General features: G+C 39.7%; 15 protein-coding genes and 3 pseudogenes. 12 read left to right on the top strand and 6 right to left on the bottom strand.

The window, feature by feature from the left end; translation table 11 throughout:
* The first annotated feature begins 3 nt into the window (after positions 1–3).
* Positions 4–399 (top strand): hypothetical protein, encoded by a 396-nt coding sequence (locus ANSO36C_RS29225; protein ID WP_251957611.1) that lies wholly within the window; start codon positions 4–6, stop codon positions 397–399.
* A 163-nt stretch (positions 400–562) separates the two neighbouring features.
* Here the strand turns inward: ANSO36C_RS29225 and ANSO36C_RS29230 are convergent, their stop codons facing one another.
* Positions 563–1639 carry a PIN/TRAM domain-containing protein gene (locus ANSO36C_RS29230; protein WP_251957612.1) on the bottom strand — a complete coding sequence of 359 codons (1077 nt, stop codon included), beginning with the start codon at positions 1637–1639 and terminating at the stop codon, positions 563–565.
* 405 nt (positions 1640–2044) lie between these two features.
* On the opposite strand from ANSO36C_RS29230, the pseudogene hemW reads away from it, so the two are divergent.
* The 3 genes and pseudogenes from hemW to ANSO36C_RS29245 all read left to right on the top strand — a co-directional run bounded on the left by hemW (position 2045) and on the right by ANSO36C_RS29245 (position 5392).
* Positions 2045–3228: pseudogene (gene hemW / locus ANSO36C_RS29235) on the top strand (radical SAM family heme chaperone HemW).
* 52 nt (positions 3229–3280) lie between these two features.
* Positions 3281–4169, top strand: a pseudogene (locus ANSO36C_RS29240) (sugar phosphate nucleotidyltransferase).
* Positions 4170–4270: 101 nt separating this feature from the next.
* Positions 4271–5392, top strand: a complete 1122-nt coding sequence (locus ANSO36C_RS29245; protein ID WP_251957613.1) for a THUMP domain-containing class I SAM-dependent RNA methyltransferase — start codon at positions 4271–4273, stop codon at positions 5390–5392.
* A 170-nt stretch (positions 5393–5562) separates the two neighbouring features.
* Here the strand turns inward: ANSO36C_RS29245 and priA are convergent.
* Positions 5563–8085: pseudogene (priA, locus tag ANSO36C_RS29250) on the bottom strand (primosomal protein N').
* 796 nt (positions 8086–8881) lie between these two features.
* Between priA and ANSO36C_RS29255 the strand changes: the two are divergent.
* The 3 genes from ANSO36C_RS29255 (at position 8882) to petJ (ending at position 11558) form a co-directional block, all read left to right on the top strand.
* Positions 8882–10054 carry an RpoD/SigA family RNA polymerase sigma factor gene (locus ANSO36C_RS29255; RefSeq protein WP_251960471.1) on the top strand — a complete coding sequence of 391 codons (1173 nt, stop codon included), beginning with the start codon at positions 8882–8884 and terminating at the stop codon, positions 10052–10054.
* Positions 10055–10344: 290 nt separating this feature from the next.
* Positions 10345–10839 carry a GNAT family N-acetyltransferase gene (locus ANSO36C_RS29260; RefSeq protein ID WP_251960472.1) on the top strand — a complete coding sequence of 165 codons (495 nt, stop codon included), beginning with the start codon at positions 10345–10347 and terminating at the stop codon, positions 10837–10839.
* A gap of 383 nt (positions 10840–11222) precedes the next feature.
* Positions 11223–11558 (top strand): cytochrome c6 PetJ, encoded by a 336-nt coding sequence (petJ, locus tag ANSO36C_RS29265; RefSeq protein WP_251960473.1) that lies wholly within the window; start codon positions 11223–11225, stop codon positions 11556–11558.
* A 211-nt stretch (positions 11559–11769) separates the two neighbouring features.
* Here the strand turns inward: petJ and ANSO36C_RS29270 are convergent, their stop codons facing one another.
* Positions 11770–12396 (bottom strand): Uma2 family endonuclease, encoded by a 627-nt coding sequence (locus ANSO36C_RS29270; protein ID WP_251957614.1) that lies wholly within the window; start codon positions 12394–12396, stop codon positions 11770–11772.
* A 309-nt stretch (positions 12397–12705) separates the two neighbouring features.
* Here ANSO36C_RS29270 and ANSO36C_RS29275 point away from each other — a divergent pair, with 309 nt between their 5' ends.
* Positions 12706–13188, top strand: coding sequence for a hypothetical protein (locus tag ANSO36C_RS29275; protein ID WP_251957615.1), 483 nt, complete (start codon positions 12706–12708; stop codon positions 13186–13188).
* Positions 13189–13576: 388 nt separating this feature from the next.
* Here the strand turns inward: ANSO36C_RS29275 and glgX are convergent, their stop codons facing one another.
* Positions 13577–15703 carry a glycogen debranching protein GlgX gene (gene glgX / locus ANSO36C_RS29280; RefSeq protein WP_251957616.1) on the bottom strand — a complete coding sequence of 709 codons (2127 nt, stop codon included), beginning with the start codon at positions 15701–15703 and terminating at the stop codon, positions 13577–13579.
* Positions 15704–16225: 522 nt separating this feature from the next.
* Positions 16226–17815, bottom strand: coding sequence for a PstS family phosphate ABC transporter substrate-binding protein (locus tag ANSO36C_RS29285; RefSeq protein ID WP_251957617.1), 1590 nt, complete (start codon positions 17813–17815; stop codon positions 16226–16228).
* Positions 17816–18471: 656 nt separating this feature from the next.
* On the opposite strand from ANSO36C_RS29285, the gene ANSO36C_RS29290 reads away from it, so the two are divergent.
* Entirely contained in the window at positions 18472–20568 is a 2097-nt protein-coding gene (locus ANSO36C_RS29290; protein WP_251957618.1) for a TonB-dependent receptor plug domain-containing protein, read from the top strand.
* A gap of 174 nt (positions 20569–20742) precedes the next feature.
* The gene (locus ANSO36C_RS29295; RefSeq protein WP_251957619.1) at positions 20743–21039 is read left to right on the top strand and encodes a hypothetical protein; all 297 of its coding nucleotides are present in this window, start codon (positions 20743–20745) and stop codon (positions 21037–21039) included.
* Here the strand turns inward: ANSO36C_RS29295 and ANSO36C_RS29300 are convergent.
* On the bottom strand, positions 20991–21293 hold the full coding sequence (locus ANSO36C_RS29300; protein WP_251957620.1) for a hypothetical protein: 303 nt from the start codon (positions 21291–21293) through the stop codon (positions 20991–20993). The genes ANSO36C_RS29295 and ANSO36C_RS29300 overlap by 49 nt on opposite strands.
* A gap of 122 nt (positions 21294–21415) precedes the next feature.
* Here ANSO36C_RS29300 and ANSO36C_RS29305 point away from each other — a divergent pair, with 122 nt between their 5' ends.
* Both ANSO36C_RS29305 and ANSO36C_RS29310 read left to right on the top strand, forming a co-directional pair.
* Complete coding sequence (locus ANSO36C_RS29305) at positions 21416–21805, top strand: hypothetical protein (protein WP_251957621.1); 390 nt, start codon at positions 21416–21418, stop codon at positions 21803–21805.
* Between the two features lie 90 nt (positions 21806–21895).
* Positions 21896–22222, top strand: coding sequence for a type II toxin-antitoxin system Phd/YefM family antitoxin (locus tag ANSO36C_RS29310; protein WP_251957622.1), 327 nt, complete (start codon positions 21896–21898; stop codon positions 22220–22222).
* The last annotated feature ends 20 nt before the right edge of the window (positions 22223–22242 follow it).

Here is a 22242-nt window from a genome sequence, read left to right on the forward strand (position 1 = left end):
AATATGCTTAAAGACGGAGGAGTACTTGTCATCACTCTAGAAACAGAAGAAGCAGTGATATTCAAATTGATTGCACAATATGTAGAAATAGTTGGCAATCAGGAATACTGGCAATCTTCATACGTAGAAGCAAATAAGTTACGTAAAACCATAGATGACATCGGTCTGTCGTATAAATTTGAAACTTATCCCGAATATTTGGATGTTTCTGCTTGCTTTGAGCAGGATTCGGAAGAAGGTAGAGTGTTGATGGATTTCCTCTTTCAGGCTAACTTACGTAACGCTTCTTCCGAGTTGAATCAGCAGCTACTTTCCTTGGTTGACGAAGTGGCGTTTGAGCAGAATGGCCGCAAAATGCTGTATTTGCCAACTGGCACATTTTTGATTCCCAAGCAATAGGCTGAGTGCTTTGCACACTTTAGTGGTAGGCGCTGGTAGCAAGGCAGGGAGGGCGGCCGCATCTAAATGACTCTTCAAATATGAACCATCTTCTAAATAAATAATCGGTGCAGTCAACCTGCACCGATTACTAAGTGTGACTCGAATTGAACATCCCATTGTTTCACGCCAATGCTGAAGCTTGGGGTTTGGCAAAAATCATTCTTCCTGCTGTAGTTTGTAAAGCGCTGGTAACTACTACTCGCAGTTCACCACCCACATAAGGGCTACCTTCTTCAACTACTACCATTGTGCCGTCATCTAGGTAGCCAATACCTTGACTGGGTTCTTTGCCTTCTTTGAGAATTTTCAAATCAAGGTTGTCGCCAGGTAAATAACTGGGACGGACGGCATTCACTAAATCATTCACATTTAAAACAGGTACTTTCTGAACACTGGCGACTTTAGACAAGTTGTAGTCGTTGGTTAGCAATGTACCACTGATTTCTTGGGCGAAGCGTACTAACTTGGCATCGACTGTGGGAACATCGTCGTAGTCAATTCCATTAATCAGGATGCGATCGGGATATTCTTCTTTAATGCGGTTGAGAATTTCTAGTCCTCGTCTTCCCCGCACCCGCTTTTGGTCTTTGCTAGCATCGGCTACTTGTTGGAGTTCTTGTAAGACAAACTGTGGTACGAGAATTTGCCCTTCCAGAAACCCTGTTTCTAGTAAAGCTTCAATGCGACCATCGATAATGCAACTGGTGTCTAAAACTTTGGTATTGGCTGGTTTTAGCGTTCCTTCCACAACCATCGATTCGACGGTGTTGGGATTAATAAACCGCAATAAGCCTCGCCCGTGGGTGTCTGCCAAATTCATGCCAGTGACGGAGAGGATAATACTACCGACAACTGCCACTAATGGCTTAATAAATCCAAAATCTGCCGGGATGGGTAGCAAAAATAGTGGTGCTAGCATCAGGTTAGCTAGCAATAACCCAATCACTAAGCCGATCGCACGAGTTAAAATCACTTCCAGAGGCATTTCTTTAATTTGTGATTCTAAACGACGATATGTCGTCTGGAAACTCAGCCCCATCGCACCACCAATAATAGCGGCAAAGACGGCAACAACTAAGCGTAAAGCTTCAAGGTTTGTTACCTGATCTAGCGTGCCATTGGGTAGCAGTTCAATGCTGTAGAACCCTATTCCCGACGCTGCTAGGATAAATGAAAAAATAATAATGGCGTCAAGCATGGTTGTCTTGTTTTCCTGCAACTGTGTTAACCGATAAAGTTAAGTATTCTTTATTTCATCGGTAAGATAAACTCATCAATATTGACTTACACTAAGGGTTTAGTAGGACAGTATCTGCAATTATTATAACCAAAGGCTTTTATCTTAATATTTTTCATTGTTTCGTTGTAAAACGACAAAAATCTGTAAATAAACTACTCATTTTGCAAGAATTCAGAATCCAGAATCCAGAATCCAGAAGTCAGAATTAAGAAGACTTTGATAGCCAAACTTAATAATTTTAATAAAATCAATAAGTTATTCCATGCTTGAGCTTACAAATTATTCTGGCTCCTGACTCCTGAGTTCTTTTTTCATTTTCATTGTCTCTAATTCGCAGTTGGCTTAACCTCTTTCTTTTTCAAAATGAGTCAAAACTTTAGTACTTCTGAAATTGCCAGTTCTGCTTATGTGCATATTCCCTTTTGCAGACGGCGGTGTTTTTATTGTGATTTCCCGGTGTTTTGTTGTGGGCGATCGCTTGCGGGGTGAAACATCTGGTACTATCTCCCAATATGTTGAGGTACTATGTCAAGAAATCGGCATTACACCAGCATTTGGTCAACCCTTGAAGACAATTTTTTTGGTGGTGGTACTCCTTCGTTGCTATCAAGAGAGCAGTTACAGCGAATAGTAACAGAGCTAGAGAAGCATTTTGGTATTGCGTCAGGGGCAGAAATTTCTATGGAAATTGACCCAGCCACCTTTGATTTAGCGCATATAGCAGGCTATCGCACTGTCGGCGTGAACCGGGTAAGTTTAGGTGTACAAGCCTTTCAATCAGAATTATTGCAGAGGGCGGGGCGATCGCACTCAGTTGAAGATATTTTCGCAGCTGTGGAACTAATCCACCAAGTGGAGATTCCCGAATTTAGCTTAGACTTAATTTCTGGCTTGCCGCATCAGTCTTTGGATCAATGGCAGGATTCTCTAACAAAAGCGGTAGCGCTTGTCCCCACTCACATTTCTATCTACGATCTTACCATCGAACCAGGTACAGCCTTTGGTCGTTACTACAAACCTGGCGATACTCCTTTGCCTACGGATGAAGCCACAGTCAAAATGTATCCAGATGGGGCAGCAAGTTTTGACTGGTGCAGGTTATGAGCATTATGAAAATTTCTAATTATGCTCAACCTGGTCATCAGTGTCGGCATAATCGAGTGTATTGGGAAAACCGCCCTTACTATGGTTTTGGTATGGGTGCGGCGAGTTATGTTGAAGGAAAGCGCTTCACTCGTCCGCGTAAAACTAGTGAGTATTATCAATGGGTACAAGCTGGCGGTGTGATTGATTGTGATGTGACTCCCCCAAAGGAAGTATTGTTAGAAACGTTAATGTTGGGGTTGCGTTTGGCGGAGGGTGTGAGTTTGGCGGCGTTGGCGGAGGTGTTTGGTGAAGAGAAGGTGGAAGAGATTTGTAGGTGTTTACAAGAGTATTTTGATCGAGGTTGGGTGGAAGTTGCAGGGGGAAGGTTGCGTTTGATTGATCCCCAAGGGTTTTTGTTTTCTAATGTGGTGTTGGCGGAGTTGTTTGAGAAGTTGGGGTGATCAAGAGGCAGGGGGGCAGGGGAGATTTTAAGGTGATGAGGATTGAGGATTTATGCAGAAAAATAAAGTTAGAAAAGCTGTGATTCCGGTAGCTGGTTTTGGGACTCGGTTGTTTCCAGCTACTAAAGTTGTGAAAAAAGAACTTTTCCCGATTATTGATCGAGATGGTCGGGCAAAACCTGTGATTATCGCAATTATTGAAGAAGCAATTAGTGCTGGAATTACAGAAGTCGGGATTGTGGTACAACCGGATGATAAAGAAGTATTTGTAGATTTATTTAAAAATCCACCTAAAAAAGAACTTTTTGATAAACTTTCACTAGAAAATAAAGAATATAGCCGATATCTCGAAGATTTAGGCAGCAAAGTTACTATCTTATTGCAAGAGGAACAGTTAGGTTATGGTCATGCGGTATTTTGTGCTAAGGATTGGGTACAAGATGAGCCATTTTTGCTAATGTTGGGCGATCATGTTTATGCATCTGATATTGAAAAATCTTGTGCTAGTCAAATTTTAGATGTCTATGAACAAGTTAATCGAAGCGTTGTTAGCTTAACTACAACGCCAGCAGAAAATCTTCATACATCTGGGTGTGTAACAGGAGTTTGGCAAGAGTTAAACTCGATTTTAGAAGTTACACAACTCTATGAAAAGCCTACCATTGAGTATGCAAAACAACATTTGCGTGTAGAGGGAATGGCAGAAAATGAGTTTTTATGTATATTTGGTTTGTATTTACTTAGTCCGAAAATCTTTGACTTTTTAGCAGAACACATCAACCAAAATTTGCGGAGAACGAGGCGAATTTCAATTAACATCTTCTCTTGATAGATTGTGTCAGGAAGAGGGAATTACAGGATATGTTGTTAAAGGGAAGTGTTTTGATACAGGTTTACCAGATACTTATCGCCAGACGATGATTGATTTTAGAAATTTTTAGATTAATCTAAGTTTCAAAACAAAAAGATCCCCGACTTATTCAAGAAGTCGGGGATCTGAGCGTCTCAGTAGCCTTTAATTACGAATTACGAATTACGAATTATGAATTATTTTGCAACGGTTGCTCGTGGATTAGAAACCCTCGCGGCTCAGGAGTTAGAGCAATTGGGAGCCGGTTCTGTAGAGCCAGGGTTTTGTGGTGTCGCCTTTGAGGGCGATCGCACCTTACTTTATCGCGTCAACATCTGGGCTAGGCTACCGTTCCGAATTTTGGTGCATATCCATGAGTTTCCATGCCTTGATGCTAAGGATCTCTATCGCGGCATTCAAACCATCGATTGGGCAAACTATCTCACGCCAGACATGACGCTGGCGGTGAATACCACGGGCAAAAACGATCACCTCAATCACACCCACTTCACATCTCTCCGAGTCAAAAATGCGATCGTTGATCAGCAGCAGGAAAATCTGGGTGAACGTTCAAATGTAGAGCTTCATGAACCAGATGTGCGGGTCAATGTTCATATTGAACGCGACTTTTGTACCGTTAAACTCGACAGTTCTGGAAATAGTCTGCACCGCCGAGGCTACCGCCCTGCGGTTGGAGCCGCGCCTCTAAAGGAATCTCTGGCTGCTGCGCTTATTCAACTTTCGGGCTGGCAACCTGACCAAATGTTTTACGATCCTCTTTGTGGATCTGGCACGTTACCTCTAGAAGCTAGCTTAAAAGCACTTAACATAGCACCAGGGCTGTTTCGTGAGTCCTTTGGATTTGAAAATTGGCTTGATTTTGATCTGCCACTTTTAGAAAAGCTGCTCCAAGAAGCTAAGGATACTCAACTAGATACCCTACCCGCACCTATTTGGGGAAGCGATCGCGATGAAAATATAATTGAGCAAGCGATTAACAATGCTCAAAACTGCGGCGTTGATAATCATGTATGGTTTTCTCAAATGGAACTTGCCGATGTTGTCGCCCCCGCAGACAGTGGGGTTTTATTCTGCAATCCACCTTATGGTGAACGACTGGGACAAGATATTGATTTAGGGGCGTTCTATAAACTTTTGGGTGATGTGCTAAAACAACGCTTCAAAGGCTGGACTGCATTTGTTCTAAGTGGCAACAAGGAACTATCTCAATCGATTGGATTAAAATCATCAAAGCGAATTGCAGTTTACAACGGAACTCTACCCTGTCAGTTAATGAAATATGAGTTGTACTAAAACAAAATCACTCATAGTCGTCTGTCCCATTAATTTTAATAGGTGAATCAGTTTTAAAATTCTCTTCTTTCCTTTTTCCTTAGCGCTCTTTGCGTCCTTCTCTGCGAGACGCTACGCGAATGCGGTTCGTTTTCTTAACCCGCAAAATTAATGCGATAGACCACTAGGCGTTACATAATGTTGATAGGGTCTACATCAATAGTCAAGCTTACAGACGAAGGACAAAGCGATCGCACTTCTTCCCAATCTGGCAATTGTGGCAATGCGTCGGGGGCAAATTTAATCAATATCTGCCAGCGATAACGATTGGCTACCCGTAAAATACTCGCTGGTGCTGGGCCCAATATCTCAAATTCTTCTTCTGTACTCAAGGCTGTAGCAATAATTTGCGCCGTATTTTGCACTTGAATGGGGTCGAGACTACTTAAACGCAATAAAATTAACCGCCCATAAGGGGGATAATTGAGTGCTTGGCGTTGTTCTAACTCGGCTTGAGAAAAAGACTGATAATCGTGCGATCGCACTGCGGCAATTACTGCATGCTCTGTAGTATAAGTCTGCACAATCACCCTACCTGGATCGTCGCCTCTACCAGCACGTCCAGCGACTTGAGTCAAGGTTTGAAATGCCCGTTCACTGGCGCGATAATCTGATAAATTTAGCAATCCATCGGCAGCGACAACGCCCACAAGTGTCACTTGTGGTAAATCTAAACCTTTGGTGAGCATTTGCGTACCGACTAATAAATCTGCTTCACCATTGGCAAACTGGGTGAGTAGAGTCCGGTGTGAGCCTTTGTTGCGGGTGGTATCACTATCAAAACGAATCAAGCGCAATTCTGGAAACTGTCGCGCTAGTTCCTGTGTGACTCGTTGAGTACCGCTACCAAAAAATTTCAGGTAAGGGGAACTACAATCAGGGCAGAATTTGGGGTGCGATCGCGCATAATTACAATAATGACACCGCAATAATTCCGGTGCTTTTTCTTCGGTGTGGTGATACGCCAGCGATACGTCACAGTGCGGACATTCCAGCACATATCCACAACTACGGCAAGATACAAAAGTACTGTGTCCCCGGCGATGAATAAATAAAATTCCCTGTTGTTTTCTTTCTCGCAACTCTTGTAAAGCTGCTTGCAGCGATCTACTAAATATAGAACGATTTCCGTGCTGCAACTCTTGCCGCATATCGACTATTTCCACGGGCGGTAAAGGGCGGGAGTTGACACGCTCAGGCAAACTTAAATAATACGCCCCCTGCCCCTTCTCTCCCCGACTCCCTCACACTTACCAAACTTTCTAACGAAGGTGTAGCCGAACCCAACACCAAGGGGCAATTTTCTAATTCTGCTCGCCACTGGGCAACGGTGCGGGCGTGGTAGGTGGGTATGGGTGAATCTTGTTTAAAGCTGCTATCGTGCTCTTCATCTAAAATAATTAAACCCAAGTTTGGCAAGGGGCGAAAACGGCGCTGCGAGTACCAATTACAACTTGGGGTTCTCCCGTGAGCATAAGCCGCCAAGTGTCGTAACGTTCACCATCGGAGAGGGCGCTGTGATAAACGCTGACTTTATTGCCAAAACGGGCGCGAAAACGATCGGTTAGCTGAGGTGTGAGTCCAATTTCTGGGACTAAAACTAGGGCGGATTTGCCTTGATTAAGGAGGGGTGCGATCGCTTGCAAATATACTTCGGTTTTTCCTGAACCTGTCACCCCATGCAATAAAACTTGAGCAAATCCATCTAGTGTCTGGATTGTTTCTAAGGCGCTAGCTTGAGCAGTAGTTAAAGATTTAGCACCATCACCTACTAAAGCTGGCCCTTGTTCTGTTCGCAATACTTCCCTTTCTTCAACAACGATGTAACCCTTTTGTGCCAACGTTTTCAGGATAGAAGAACTAGCATTGCAAATTTGCAACAATTCAGTTTGCCACAACTCCCCATTATGTCGTCGCAGCACTTCTAAAATCTCTCGTTGGCGAGTAGTTAAGTTGTCATCAATTGTACCTGTGAGGGTAACTGCTTTTTGTAGCTTTGGCCGAGTTAGTCGTGGCGGTTCTAAATAGCTTTCTACTAAACCAAATCGCAATAACTCTCGAATTCCCCGATAAGCAGATTTAACTTTTTGTTGGAGATAGATAAAACTGTAATCCCCCGCCGCCTGCCCTTGCAAAAGTTCCCAAACTTGCCGCGCAGTTGGAGTCAAAAAAGCGGAAGGATCAGGAGATGCCAACAAATAACTATTTCCCCCTGCCCCTCCACCTCTAACAAGGCGAATACGACGCTGCGATCGCCCCAACAACCCTGGTGGCAGCGCAACCCGGATTACTTGAATCAGGGGCGTATAGTAATATGCAGCAACTCGATTGAGTAATTCCCAATAAGCACTAGGAAAAAACCCAACGCTGACTATATCTTCTACTTCCCGGATTTTTTCTGGTGGTAAATCGAGATTTGGTTGTGCCAGTAACCGAATAGCGATCGCTCCTAATTGTTGTGCCCCAAATGGCACGCTTAAAATATCCCCTGGTTTTATTTCTAACTGGGCTGGCAACCGATAAGTAAATAGTCCTGTACTTCCTGGACAGTCTACCAGTACTTCAACCCACCGATTAAGATTTGTACCTAAATGGTATGATTCACTAGCTTGGGCTACCACTAAAGGAGATAAATTTACGTCATTAATATACATAGTTTCTGACTTTATAATTAGATATTTCCCTCACCAAGCTGGTCAATATGAGCCTAGCTAACTAAACTCTAATTTTTTGCTTCTTTAGACTTAAATGGTATTTCTCAATACTGTTATCCTTCATAATACTTGATAATTTTCCTCTTATGTAATCTACTAGACAAATTCGTATCAACTATAAATGCAATAAATATTTGGTAGCCACTATACAAATAAAAGGATGTCAGCTCTTGCTGTAACAGTTACTCTATCTACTAAATAGGGAGTAGCCTTTTTCCGCCTATCGGTAGATATTCAACCCTTTCGGTATATGAGATGCTTTTATACAAATAAGAACATCCTGAAATTAAGCTGCTATTCTTGTAATTTGTATTATGTCGATAATTTTAAATTAGAAATGCATAACCGCAGTAGCAAGTTTTAGTTTTAATTAGTGATTTCTAACACCTAAGAGATTATAAATATTTAGAAAAATATATGAAAGTTTAAGAAAAAGCGATGATTAGCTGAGATTTTTATATTTGTTAAGGTTGAGAAAGGTTGAGGGGGATTTGACATATTTGATAATTCAGAAAAAAATGAAGAATATATCTGTTGGGAGTCTGAGAATAAAGTTTTGTTAGGTGCTAAAACCAGTTTCATTATAGGTTGTATCTAATCGCAACCCATATATCCTAGGTAGATGCCAATTTTTTATGTAGATAAATTAGTCTCAGCCTGTATTTCGCTATATAAACCAGTGCATCATCCATTAGGGAAAACTACCAAGCCTCAAACGAGTAGGTGCAACTAAATTATTTACCAAACAAAGCAACAATCCCTAAAGGAAGCTATGAATATTGTTGAATTCGGAAAAATGGAAATACTGGAGAATGCTGCTGATATTGAAGAACCATCACTCGATATTCTAAATGCAGTAGCAGAAGAAGAAGCTCCAATTGTAGTAGAAAACCTGGAATCAGACGAACGTGATGGAGATCACATGGCGGCGGCTCGTCCTTCAGGATATAACAAAACCGAACATGATGATGCTGTCGGCGCATTTTTTAAGGAAATGGCACGTTATCCGTTGCTCAAAGCTGATGAAGAAGTAGAGTTAGCGCGGCGAGTCAGGTTTGTAGAAGAAGTCAGAGAAATACAAGCTGCTTTAGAGTTAAAACTGGGACAGGAACCCAGTAAACTAGAAGTCGCTTCTGAGCTAGAAATGACAGAAAAGCAACTAGAAAGTCGCTTGTATCAAGGCAGAGTAGCGAAACGCAAAATGATTCGCTCGAACCTGAGATTGGTAGTATCTATTGCCAAGCGCTATCTGAATCGGGGAGTGCCTTTTCTGGATTTAATTCAGGAAGGAGCAATGGGTTTAAATCGCGCTTCCGAAAAGTTTGATCCCGATAAAGGATATAAGTTTTCTACTTACGCTTATTGGTGGATTAGACAAGCCATTACCAGAGCTATAGCCAACGATGCGCGGACAATTCGGCTACCTATTCATATTGTTGAAAAGCTTAACAAGCTGAAAAAAGCCCAACGGGAACTCAAACAAAAACTCTGTCGCAATCCTACCGAAGGTGAAATGGCAGAAACTTTGGAAATTAGTGTGCAACAACTACGTCAGCTGCAACAATTACGGCGGCAAGCACTTTCTCTCAATCACCGTGTCGGTAAAGAAGAAGACACAGAATTGATGGATTTGCTAGAAGATGAAGACAACTTGTCTCCAGAAGCAAAAATGAATGAAAACATGATGCGTCAGGAGATTTGGGAAGTCTTGGGTGACGTGTTAACTCCAAGAGAGAAAGATGTGATTTCTCTACGCTATGGTTTGACAACCAGCGAACCCTGTACCTTAGAGGAAGTTGGCAATATGTTCAATCTTTCTCGTGAGCGAGTTCGTCAAATTCAAAGCAAAGCCATGCGGAAATTGCGTCGTCCTCACATAGCTAAACGTTTAAAAGGTTGGTTAATCTAAAAAGTTAACCCCACAATCACTGATAATACCAAATTAGGATAATTAGTATTGTTTGAGATTTATGGAACAGTCTTGAGCAAAGGCTTTTAATCCAAAATCCAAATTGTGCTTTTAGCGCATCCAAGTGCGATCTGAAATCCAAAATTGGTATAATTCGTTGATTTAATTAGCTTTGCAATTTGCAAAAGCTGGACGTTTTGTACTTTGTTTCGGCTTTAGTTTAGTCATTCTCAAAAAAAATTGCCCAGTTACCTATAGACTATGGACTATAAACTATGGACTATAGACTAATGACTTCGGGTAGCAATTTGATTGTGCGTTTTGCTGAACCAGCCGATTACAGCGTACTGTTTAAATTAATCGAGGGGCTTGCAGAGTATGAAAAATTATCTCACGCGATCGCAGGTAATGCTCTAGCACTTAAGGAGCATTTATTTGGTTCACGGAGGTATGTAGAAGCAATCTTAGCAGAATCTGAAGGTCAAGCTGTTGGTTTTGCCCTATTTTTTCATAATTATTCAACATTTCTGACTAAGCCAGGAATTTATCTAGAAGATTTATTTGTTTTACCAGAATATCGCAGGCAAGGTATTGGTAAAGCTATCCTGACTAGATTAGCTCAGATAGCTGTAGAACGTGATTGTGGGCGGTTAGAGTGGAGTGTCTTGGATTGGAACGAGTCAGCCCAAGAATTTTACCGTAGTATGGGAGCATCAATATTAGATGATTGGCGAATTTGTCGCGTTACAGAAGATGCGCTTATTCAATTAGGAACTGTTAAATAAAAACAAAGGATGAAGTATAAAGAACGAAACAGGACAATTTCATTCTTTAATATTTCATCCTTAAATTTTGATTATTTATTTTTTCTAAAATTCTTTATAAAATATTCAAATTTACATAAATTTATATTTTCATCATCAGCGTAAATGCATATTTATGCAAATAAGCAATCTAGGCTTAATATTTTGTAGAGAAGCATTTTCTCAGATATTGCTGCTGAGTAACAACACTAAATTTAAAACCCCAAAAATTCAAAATCCAAAAACTTTATTTAAAAAAGCAAAGTTTGACAGCTTGTCATTTGACTATGGCAACAAGTCAACTCACAATTATGGAGGATATTGCACTGAATAAGCTGTTATTGTTATTGCAGAGAGAACACGAAATGAAAAAAATGATTACAATCATGCTGTTAGGCATAGCAATCTTCACCTTTGCCTTCAGTAGTCCCGCATTGGCAGCAGATGCTGTTAGTGGAGCTAAAGTATTTAGTGCTAATTGTGCCTCTTGTCACGCAGGAGGTAAAAATCTGGTTCAAGCTGCGAAAAACCTGAAGAAGGACGCTTTAGAAAAGTATGGTATGTACTCAGAGGAGGCGATTATCGCCCAAGTTACAAAAGGTAAAAATGCTATGCCTGCTTTTGGAAGTCGTTTAAAAGCTAACCAAATTGAAGATGTAACTGCTTATGTGCTTTCACAAGCAGATAAGGACTGGAAGTAGACTAAAATCTAGTTTCAAAAATTAACAATTAGCGGGGCTTTTTGTCCCGCTAATTTTATATCTGTTGAAATTATCAAATAGGATGCTGATATACTGATTTTCGATTAAGAATCTTTGCAAAATGAGAGCCAAGGAAAGAGATTTGCCGACGAAAAAAGTTTTAATTTACTGAAGAAGTTGCGATTACAAATATCGTCTATAACTGTCAAAGCTATATAGAGTATACACCGGCTTGAAAAATCTGTTCGGCGGTTAGATTTAATTCGGGGAAAGTTGGTGAGATAATGCGATCACTACCTTGAAACTGGCTAACTTGGTATTCTCCCTCAATTAAAGTGTAAAGCGAGACAGTTGCTTGTTTGGGATTGCCAATAAATCGCCTACCGCCTAAAGCCGCATAGTCTACAATCCAGTATTCTGGAATGCCTACAGCTTCATAGTCAGCAGCTTTTTTTAAATAATCATCACGCCAATTACTACTCACTACCTCAACTACTAAGGGTATTGATTCCGCTTGACTGACAGTAGATTCTTTTTTCCACAGAGGTTCGTTTACCAAATTAGGGAGATTTAATATCAGTACATCTGGTGAATAAGCCGATTCACTTTCGAGTGGTTTTACTAGTACTGTTTTCGGGATGCCGTATCGTAGACTGATGCGGCTATATTCTAAAATAAATTTTTGGACTAAAAATACAATAATTTCTTCATGTTCGCCTGTAGGTTGCGGCATCTCTACAATTACTCCATCATGCAATTCATAACGTTTACCCGTGTTGTCAGGATATTTAGCAACGAATTCATCGAATGTAACTAGTTTGCGTAAGGTTTGAATCATTCTATTGTGTTTGCGAAGCTTCGAGTTTTCCCAATGCTAACGTAATTCGTAATTACTACAACAGAAGAAGCTTTGAGGCTTATTCCCCTTCGCCTTTTAAAGGCTAGTTTGCTTATAAAGTGCAATATTTCTTGCCCTTTGAGATCGCACATATAGGAATTTGAGCGTTTGAAGCAGACTAAAAAATATCTCAACCCAGATTGAGATCATATTACCAGTAGAACCGAGATCACACTTCAATGAGTTCACTTCGGCTAAACTCAATATTTATACTTAAGTATAACAAATACTCATATAGGAACTTAAATTATGACAATGAGGAGAGGCGATCGCAAAGATTTTAATTATGACAACGCTATTAATAATCCTTGCTCACGGCAGAAAGAACCAGCATTTTATCATGAGCTTAACTTTTCATTAATGACTGTTCGCGCCAATCTTGAGGAGGTGCAAAAACTTGCGAAACATAATGAGGAAGCTGCATCTCAACGCTATGAAGCAGAACAACGTGCAAAAGAAGCTGCATTGCAACTGATTCATGTTCAGCAAAAGATTCAAACTTACCAAATTGAGGCTAATGAGCTAAAAGAGCGTGTAAATCAAAATTATCTCTTCTGTAGTGATGAGCAAAGAAATCATAAAAAGACGCTCTACCTTTATAACGAAGAAAAAGCTGATCGGATTCAATCTCTAGTTGATTCGGTGGATGAAGAAACAACTAACAATCCTATGGGTTTGGTACAAAAGTTTAAACGCATCTGGCTGGTAATTAAAGACATACTTTCTAAATAAATAAGCATACTCATGAGCAAAAAATCACTACCAGCCATGCAAAAACAAGGTAAAGCGAGGCTGGGAAAAGCAGTAAATGAGGCTCTGCGTTTTCTAATTAGAGTTACGGCTAAAAATTGTCATAGCGTTTTCTAGTCATACAAGTTAAGTAAGTAGACATGATTAAAACAATTCGCAATTCGCAATTCGCAATTCGCAATTTTGTGTCGGGGTCTAAATCCCCGTCACAAAACGGGCTGCCTGTCTTGCTGGGGACTTAAACCCCCAAAGTTTGTTAAATATAACATTTCATTGCGAGTGAAACGAAGCAATCCCAGAGACTTTGCGATTGCTTCGTTTCACTCGCAATGACAGAACATATTATATTTATTTGTTTACGCCCATTGACTTAACTAATAAGGCGTAACACCATTAGAGAGCGATCTGTGACTGGCACAGTTTGAGAGCCTGAAACTAATTTTCCCCGATCTAAGAAGCGAGACTCATTAGTGTCAATTACTATCTCCCATACTTTTTCTTTAAATTCATCAGGTAAAGCAAACTCAATTAACTCATAGTGAGCATTAAAAAATAGCAGAAAACTTTCATCGATAATCCGCTCACCGCGATCGCCTGGAGTAGCAATTCCCTGCCCATTCAAAAAAATCTCCATTACTTTGGCATAACTAACTAGCCACTGCTTTTCAGTCATTTTGCTACCATCAGCATTAAACCAAGCAATATCATTAATGCCTAAACCGTGGATGGAGCGACCTTGAAACCACTTACGCCGTCGGAATACTGGATGCTGATGGCGAAAAGAAATTAGTTCACGGGTAAAGTCTAGTAAATCCGCGTTCGCTTTATGCAAGTCCCAATGTCGCCAGGAAATCTCATTGTCTTGGCAGTAGACATTATTATTTCCCTGTTGACTACAGCCAATTTCATCTCCCTCTAATAACATTGGGACACCTTGAGATAGCATTAGGGTTGCTAAAAAGTTTCGTCGCTGCCGTTGGCGCAAACGTATTACTTCTGGATCGTCGGTTTCACCTTCTACACCACAATTCCAGGATCTATTATGGCTTTCACCATCTCTACTATCTTCCCCGTTTGCCTCGTTATGCTTTTCGTTGTAACTGACCAAATCATTTAACGTAAAACCATCATGAGCAGTTATAAAATTAATACTTGCATTTGGGTTGCGCCCGTTTGTTTGATACAAGTCAGGGCTACCCGTAAAACAGTAAGCAAATTGTCCTAAACTATCATCGACACCGCGCCAAAAATCTCTAACTGTATCCCGATATCTACCATTCCACTCAGACCAACGCAGTGGAAAGTTCCCGACTTGATAGCCGCCTTCTCCTAAGTCCCAAGGTTCAGCAATTAGTTTCACATCTGCTAAGATTGGGTCTTGATGAATAATATCAAAGAAAGCTGATAGGTTATCTACTTCATATAATTCCCTTGCTAATGCCGAGGCTAAATCAAATCGGAAGCCATCTACATGCATTTCTGTTACCCAATAGCGCAGGCTATCCATGATTAACTTCAAAACTTGAGCATGACGCACATTTAGAGAGTTACCGCAGCCTGTAAAGTCCATGTAGTAGCGAGGATCATCCTTTACCAAACGGTAATATACAGAATTATCAATACCTCGCAAAGATAGCGTTGGCCCGAAATGATTTCCTTCGCCTGTGTGGTTATAAACTACATCTAAGATCACTTCAATTCCAGCAAAATGTAGTGCCTTGACCATTTGCTTGAATTCAGTAACTTGTTGTCCCACAGTTCCACTAGCACTGTAACTAGAATAGGGGGCAAAATAATTGATGGAATCGTAACCCCAGTAATTCTTTAATTCTTTATCTTCTAAATGTCCCGGATGAGATAGAAAATGATGTACTGGCATCAACTCAACTGCTGTAATTCCTAATTGCAGTAAGTGTTGAATTGCAGCCGGATGCGCTAACCCAGCATAAGTTCCCCGCAACTCTTCTGGAATAGCTGGATGTAATTTAGTAAAACCTTTGACGTGAGTTTCATAAATAACAGTTGTATGCCAAGGTGTAGAAAGCAGTTTATCCCCTTCCCAATCAAAAGATTGATCAACCACAACACACTTAGGCATTATTTTGGCATCATCTAGTTCAGAAAAAACTAAGTCTTTTCCCTCAGCGTCTAGAGAGTAGCCAAAGACAGATGGATCATTACTAAACTCACCATCAATTGCTTTGGTGTAGGGGTCAATTAATAGTTTGTTTGGATTAAATCGATGACCTGCCTCCGGTGCCCACGTCCCATGCACTCTAAACCCATACTTTTGACCTGGGCCAACTCCTGGTAAGTAACCGTGCCAAACAAAATTGTTTTTTTCTGTCAAAGGTATACGAATTTCTTCGTCATCGTTATCAAATAAACAAAGTTCTACCCCTGTTGCATTTTCCGAAAATAAAGCAAAGTTTGTTCCTTTACCATCCCAAGTTGCACCTAAAGGATATACATTCCCCGGCCATAAAGCTACATACATAAGTCAATTTTAAATAATTAGGTTTTCGGTAAATACTTAACTTCGATTTTATCTTGAATAATTAGTTACAATTTAGAGTTACTAATAATTCAATTAAAATCACTAACATTATAATCTAACCTAATAAATAATGTTATTTTCTCTATCAAGAGTAATATCAATCTCTATTCCTTTAGTTGGAAAAACTAATGCAGAGGGCAACAGACTGAAGGAAAATTTTCCTGTTTGCGACATGCTAGGCAGGCGATCTGCTTTAACGATACCTACGGCAGGATGCGCTAACGCTAAAAAGTAAGGGTTTAAGACCCTAACTGTTGCGTCAGCTTCCCACAGGATAAGGCTTTTTAGGTGACAATTCTCAGCGCTAATTGCAACTTTAGCCTAAAAAAGAAAACTCTAGATCACCACTGATCACTCGATGCTAAGATAAAGCATTTTACTAAAAATGATAATCCTGTAAGAGGTAGAGGAAGGAGCCGAGCGCCGCTCGGCTCCTATTATCAATTATGGGCACTCAATGTTTTACTTAATAGGAATAAAATTTGCATTTTTTATGAGTTTTTGACCTTTCTCTGAAAGAAGCCAACTAGTATAGAAATCTCCTATGCTATTATTTTTCTCATCTTCTCTATAGATTACAAATATTTGTCTTTTAAAAGCATAGTTATTACGAATTCCATCTATAGATTGTTTTCTTGTGTTTCTTGAGCATTCATGATTGTATGTACCATTTTGTTGATATGAAGAAACAGGCTTTTCTTGCTTTGTATAGCTAAGTGATAATGTATTTATTAAGCATTGATCAACTATTTCAGATGCACTACCAAAATAAATGCCACCAAGGTCTTTTTGTTTTAATCTTTTAAGCGCTTCCGTGTTTGTATCTACGGTAACTACCCCTTCGCTAAAATCCCTTCCGCTCAAAACAGAATCCTTAAAAAATATAGTATTTGGATGCTTGTCTCTTAATTTATATGGTGTGATTTCTAAGTCTTGTCCACCGAGTTCTTTCCAATTATTTATTTCACCTTTATAAATTTTCTTGAGTTCAGGAAATGTTATAGTTTGAAGTTTTAGTTCTTGATTAACAGCTATAGCAATTAAATAATAACCCACAGACACTGCTTTGAGTTTTATTCCTATTTCCCTAGCTTCTTTGTTTTGTTCCGAGGTTGGAGGACTTATTGATTGAACAAAATCAATCTCACCTCTGATTAGCCTAGAAACGGCTGTTCTCGGATCATAGGTTGCAGGATTTAATTTAAGTTGAGCTAACTCTTTACTACTAATTATTTCTTTATTTATATCATCCCATGTTCCAACAGGGGAATATAAAAACTCTTTTTTAGGTAAATTAATATATTTAATATATAATTCCATATTAGAATAATTCTTAATAGTAAATATAGTAGAACCAGTCAATACAGTTGTTGCTCCTAGTAATAAAGCAGTCATTTGAAGCGGATTTTTTTTGATTTTATAAAATATTTTTTTTGATGTTCTTGATGTCCAATGCTTTGACAAATCGTTATCTAAATCTATATACTTAATCTTTATATCTATATAATGCTTCTGTACGGTATTCTTAAAGCTATTCAATACGTTTATAGTTTGTATGGCTTCAGATTGCTCTTGTTCTGTAAGTCCTTGTTTATTCAAACTAAATAATATTGTTAACATTGTTTTCCTCACTGGTTGATTATTCTGGCTTTTTTTAAATGCCTCTTCTTTAAATAGCTGAAAATATTTTTCAATAGCTTTTAAATAAGATAATAGCTCTTCTGAATCCGTAGATTGTTTTTTAATCTTCCGTGAATTTTCAGTTAGTTTTAAAACAAGATTTTCTGTTTCTTGTGCAAAATCATCTATGTTTAGGTATTGATAAACATCTAAATTAAAATTATGGCTCTTATTGATAGATTTACCTTGTCTAATATCTTTAATCTCTGTAGATTTTTGTTGTATCAGATTCAATATTTCTTGATTAAAAATATCGATTTCTTTATGAATTTCTTTTATATGTAACTGTAGAATATTACTTTCATTAATATACATCTGATTAAGGTAACCCATAACAACTATCGCTGCTGTCAAAACTTGAGTACCTGCCATATAAAAACCTCCAGATTAATTTGTCTCATATTTAATAAATCACCTTGCTATGCAGCAATTACGGAAAAATTTAACTAAACAGTTAAAAAACCTCACAGATACCTCTTCAACTACTTCTTTACGAGACTTTACCGTTTAATAAAAATTTAGGCAGAAATTTTCTGTTAAAGGCATTCGAGTAGCATCTGTGCAATAATTTACTCTAGTCCAGAAAGCAGACATAGTAAACATTGTAGCAATCGTTAAACATTGCTTAGTTTGAATCAATTGCCCTACTACTTGACATTTTTCACACTTTTTGGTTTTTTGTTGATGACATTCCCGGTTTCGGGAGAGAAGGGCGGAAAGTCCTAGTAATTAAGAAGGTTCAATACCCCCTTAATTATCTCCGCAATTCCCTTTTCCCCCAACCATCCCGGTAAGGCAGGAAGTACCGTACCCTTCCTTGCCGAGGTTTAGATGGCTCCAATTCATCCACGGTCAAATTCTCTCCCGCCTTCTGCTTTCTTCAAATGCTGCTGGTGTTTAACACGTAGTGAATTGACCAACACTCTCATCTGAACTGGGGAAATATGACAGCGTGTCTTTTGACACGATTTTACTATTACAGCAACAATGCTACGTAGTAGCTGTTTTTACTTGGTGTGAAAGAGAACGTGAAAAAAGATTTTTTGTTGCTAACAGTTGCTTTACCGAGTTTACTGATAGCTTTTCCTAGTTATGCTGCTGAGAGGGAAATTGAGCAGAGAAATACTAATAAATTGACCGAAGTCATTTTAAATATTCCGAGTTTGAGTGAAGTTGAGCTACCTGCTACGAATGCCGAATTATTAACTCAAGAATCTGTACCGATTGAAGTTAATCCAGAAGAAACTCAGGGAGAAACACCAGATTCTACAGATGATTCAGACATTACTATAGAAGCGATCGCAGAACCAGATAACCTACCTCAATCTACTCCAACTTACGTAATTGATCAAGAAGAAATTAAAAAGCAGGGTGCTGCAAGTTTAGCCGATATTTTGAAACGAATGCCTGGTTTTGCCATCAATGATGTAGGTCATGGTGCAGATATTCACACAGGTACATACTATCGGGGAGCTTCAATTAATCAATCTGTATTTTTGATTAATGGCAGACCAATTAACAATAATGTCAACACTTATCATGGTGGAACTGATTTAAATAGTATTCCTGTAGAGGCAATTGAACGAGTGGAATTATATAGCGGTACAGCCTCCGCTTTATTTGGTTCTTCAGCTTTTGGGGGAGTTGTAAATATCATCACCAAAGAAGGTTATGGCAAACCTAAATTGAGTGGTAGTGCAGAATTTGGCTCATTGAGCTTAAATAATCAACAAGTGACCTATGCTGGTTCAGCCGATAAGGTCAAGTATAACTTTAGCTTTGAAAGATTCTTTATAGATAACCGTTATCCCGTTCCTGTTGGTGCTGCTAATCGTGATGAAAAAGGATTTTTATTCAATGCAGACACAGCGACAAGTACTTACTTTGGTAGCATTGGAGTAGATTTAGATCAGAAAAATTCTTTGAATCTAGATGTTACTGCACTCAGCAGCCGTCGCGGTTTAATTTATTTCGGTTTCCCTCTGCAAAGAGATAGATTAGACCACGATGGTTTAAACATTGGCTTATCTTGGAAAACTCGGCTAGGTAATGGCGAAAGCTCTAATCTTACAACTTCAATTGGTTATAACCGAGATTATTTCAGCACTTATGGCCCTACAGGAGCATCATTTTATCGTAGAGGGTCTTTAGATACACAACAACTTACAGCCAGGGTAGATCATGAGTGGAAAATTACTTCTAATAATAAATTGCGTTGGGGATTAGATTTGAAAAATACCGATTTAATCGGTGATGTTTTGAGTACAGATCCTACTAGGATTGCCGAAAACGAAAAGGAAGATAGGAGTTTGTTCAATACAGCTTTATTTGCTGTCAATACTTGGAATATTAGCGATGATTTTCTGATAGATTTAGGACTAAGGCAAACCTTCGATAGCCAGTTTGGAAATTATCTCAACCCTAGTTTTGGGTTACGTTATGCTGTCACACCAATAATAGCAGTGCGTGGAAGTTGGGCAGGGGCACAACGTAATCCTGGGTTAGATCAGTTGTATGTTTATGATACGGTTCATGGTTGGAGACCTAATCCTGATTTAAACCCGGAAACTGGCTCTACTTGGAGTGCAGGAGTAGATGTCAATTTTTCAGAAAATCTAATTGGACAGTTTACTTACTTTGGTAGTAGTATAGGCGATCGCTTGGGAGTCATCGGCGGCAAATGGGAAAACATTGGACTAGTGGATACCAATGGTTTAGAGGCAGCATTGCAATTAAGAATTGCTTCAGGCTGGTCAACTTTTCTTAACTACACTTATACAGATGCTCAAATAAAAACAGGTACAGAGAGGGGTTTGCAGTTAGGCTTGATTCCTTACTCTGTACTTCAAAGCGGTGTAGGTTATGAAAATGCGGGGTGGCAAGCTAACTTGTATGTTACCTACAATAGTGGCGCTCGTAGATCCATCTTCGCTAACTCTACTGACAAGGCTACAGATTTTGCTCCATCTTTCGTGAATTTAGATTTGAGCGGTCGTGTACCTTTAACTAGCAATTTAGGATTGACAGTTTACTTAGAAAATCTACTGGGTGAGCAATATGAGCGAGTTAATCGCATATATAGCCCTGGATTTACTTTCCGTGTGGGCTTAAACGCCAATTTTTAGGTGTAAAATCTCTTATTTTCTCTCTGTGTTCTCTGCGCCTCTGTGGTTCAATAAAAAACTTTTAAACCGCAGAGGCACGGAGAACACAGAGAAAAGAGGATCTTTTTGGCAAAGACGATGCACTGCCGTTCAAGATGGTGCGTTAGGCTAAAGCCTAAATGTACCCTACTTGACATGAGAGCTAAAATAGAAAATAAAATACTTTTTATCCACCACGAAGATGTACCAGAGTTTAAGAAGGGTGGCTCGGTGGTGCGGAACTCTTATTTCTGGGCGCTACGTTCAATTGCTGGTAAAGCTTCGCGTTATCGTGATTGGGAATACGAACCGGAGGTTTGGCTAGCGCTTTCACGAATGCTTTTGTCGTTTGCTGAATCTGGATATCTAGGTCTTAGAGAAACCTTGCTGGAGTTTCCTTTCTCTCAAGGGGAAATTCCTAGTTTGCTGCGGGACGTATCCACTTTTGAGTAAGTTTTTAATAATTTAATCATATCTTTCTCATTCGCATTTGCTTGTTTGGCGACTCCATTTGCTTGTTTAGCGACAACATTTGCTTGTTTGGCGACTCCATTTGCTTGTTTGGCGACTCCATTTGCTTGTTGGGCGACTCCATTTGCTTGTTTGGCGACTCCATTTGCTTGTTGGGCGATCGCATTTGCTTGTTTGGCGACTCCATTTGCTTGTTGAGCGATCGCATTTGCTTGTTTGGCGACATCATCGGGCACTCAAATGACGTTCAATGCGTCACGATTAGCCATCATAGACAAACCCTAGTTAAGAATAGTGCTGAAGCAAGGGTAGTTGTGAGAAAAAAATTAAAATGCAGCAGTTAGTGGAGGAGAATAACGTGAAAATAGCGATTATTACGAAAACATTCATTACATCCATCGTTTTGCTAGCTTTATTTGCCCCAAGTCAAGCATCGGCTCAACTTATACCGCAACCTTGGGTTTCAGTCGGTGGAAAAGATGGTGATGTAACTTATGCTGTAGGAGCTAGGGCTTTAAATTTTGGCGTAGAGCTAGGAGTTGGGCCTGATGGTGCTACGGGAGTAGATGTTTTGAAATTTATCAGTTTGCCTGTCATTTCACCTTATGTAGGAGTTGGACTTTATTCAGAGGATAAAGGTGTTGCAGTTTCCGGTGGTGTTCAGGTAGGTGCTACTGATAACGTTTTTGTTGGTGCTGGTTACAATTCTATTCGTGGCTTTAACGGGCAACTGGGAATCAGATTTTAACAGTGTTGAGAAAAACATTAATTGTTTTTCTTGTTGACGCGTAGGACAAAAGAAAATAGTATCGAATCAGGTACTTAATTAGGTGCTTGTATGGTTAACATTGAAAATATCCACTCGTTAACGGACTTCCGGCGCAATGCTAGCAACTATGTTGAGCAAATCAAAGAAACGAAAGCTCCACTGGTTTTAACAGTGAATGGCGAAGCGGCAGTGGTGGTTCAAGATGCCCGTGCTTTCCAACAGATGCTTAATCGATTGCAGCAGCTTGAAGAGGAACTAAATCAACTGAAGCTAGAAAGCTTGCAACAGGAAATTCAAAAGGGTATTGACCAAGCTGACAGGGGCGAACTCTTAAATGGGGAGGAAGTGATGGCACGGCTCCAGTCTCGCTACCAGGCTGCTTTGACTGAGACTTGATAATGAGTAGTTACACTTAT

Source organism: Nostoc cf. commune SO-36 (genome assembly GCF_023734775.1).
Lineage (GTDB): Bacteria > Cyanobacteriota > Cyanobacteriia > Cyanobacteriales > Nostocaceae > Nostoc > Nostoc commune_A.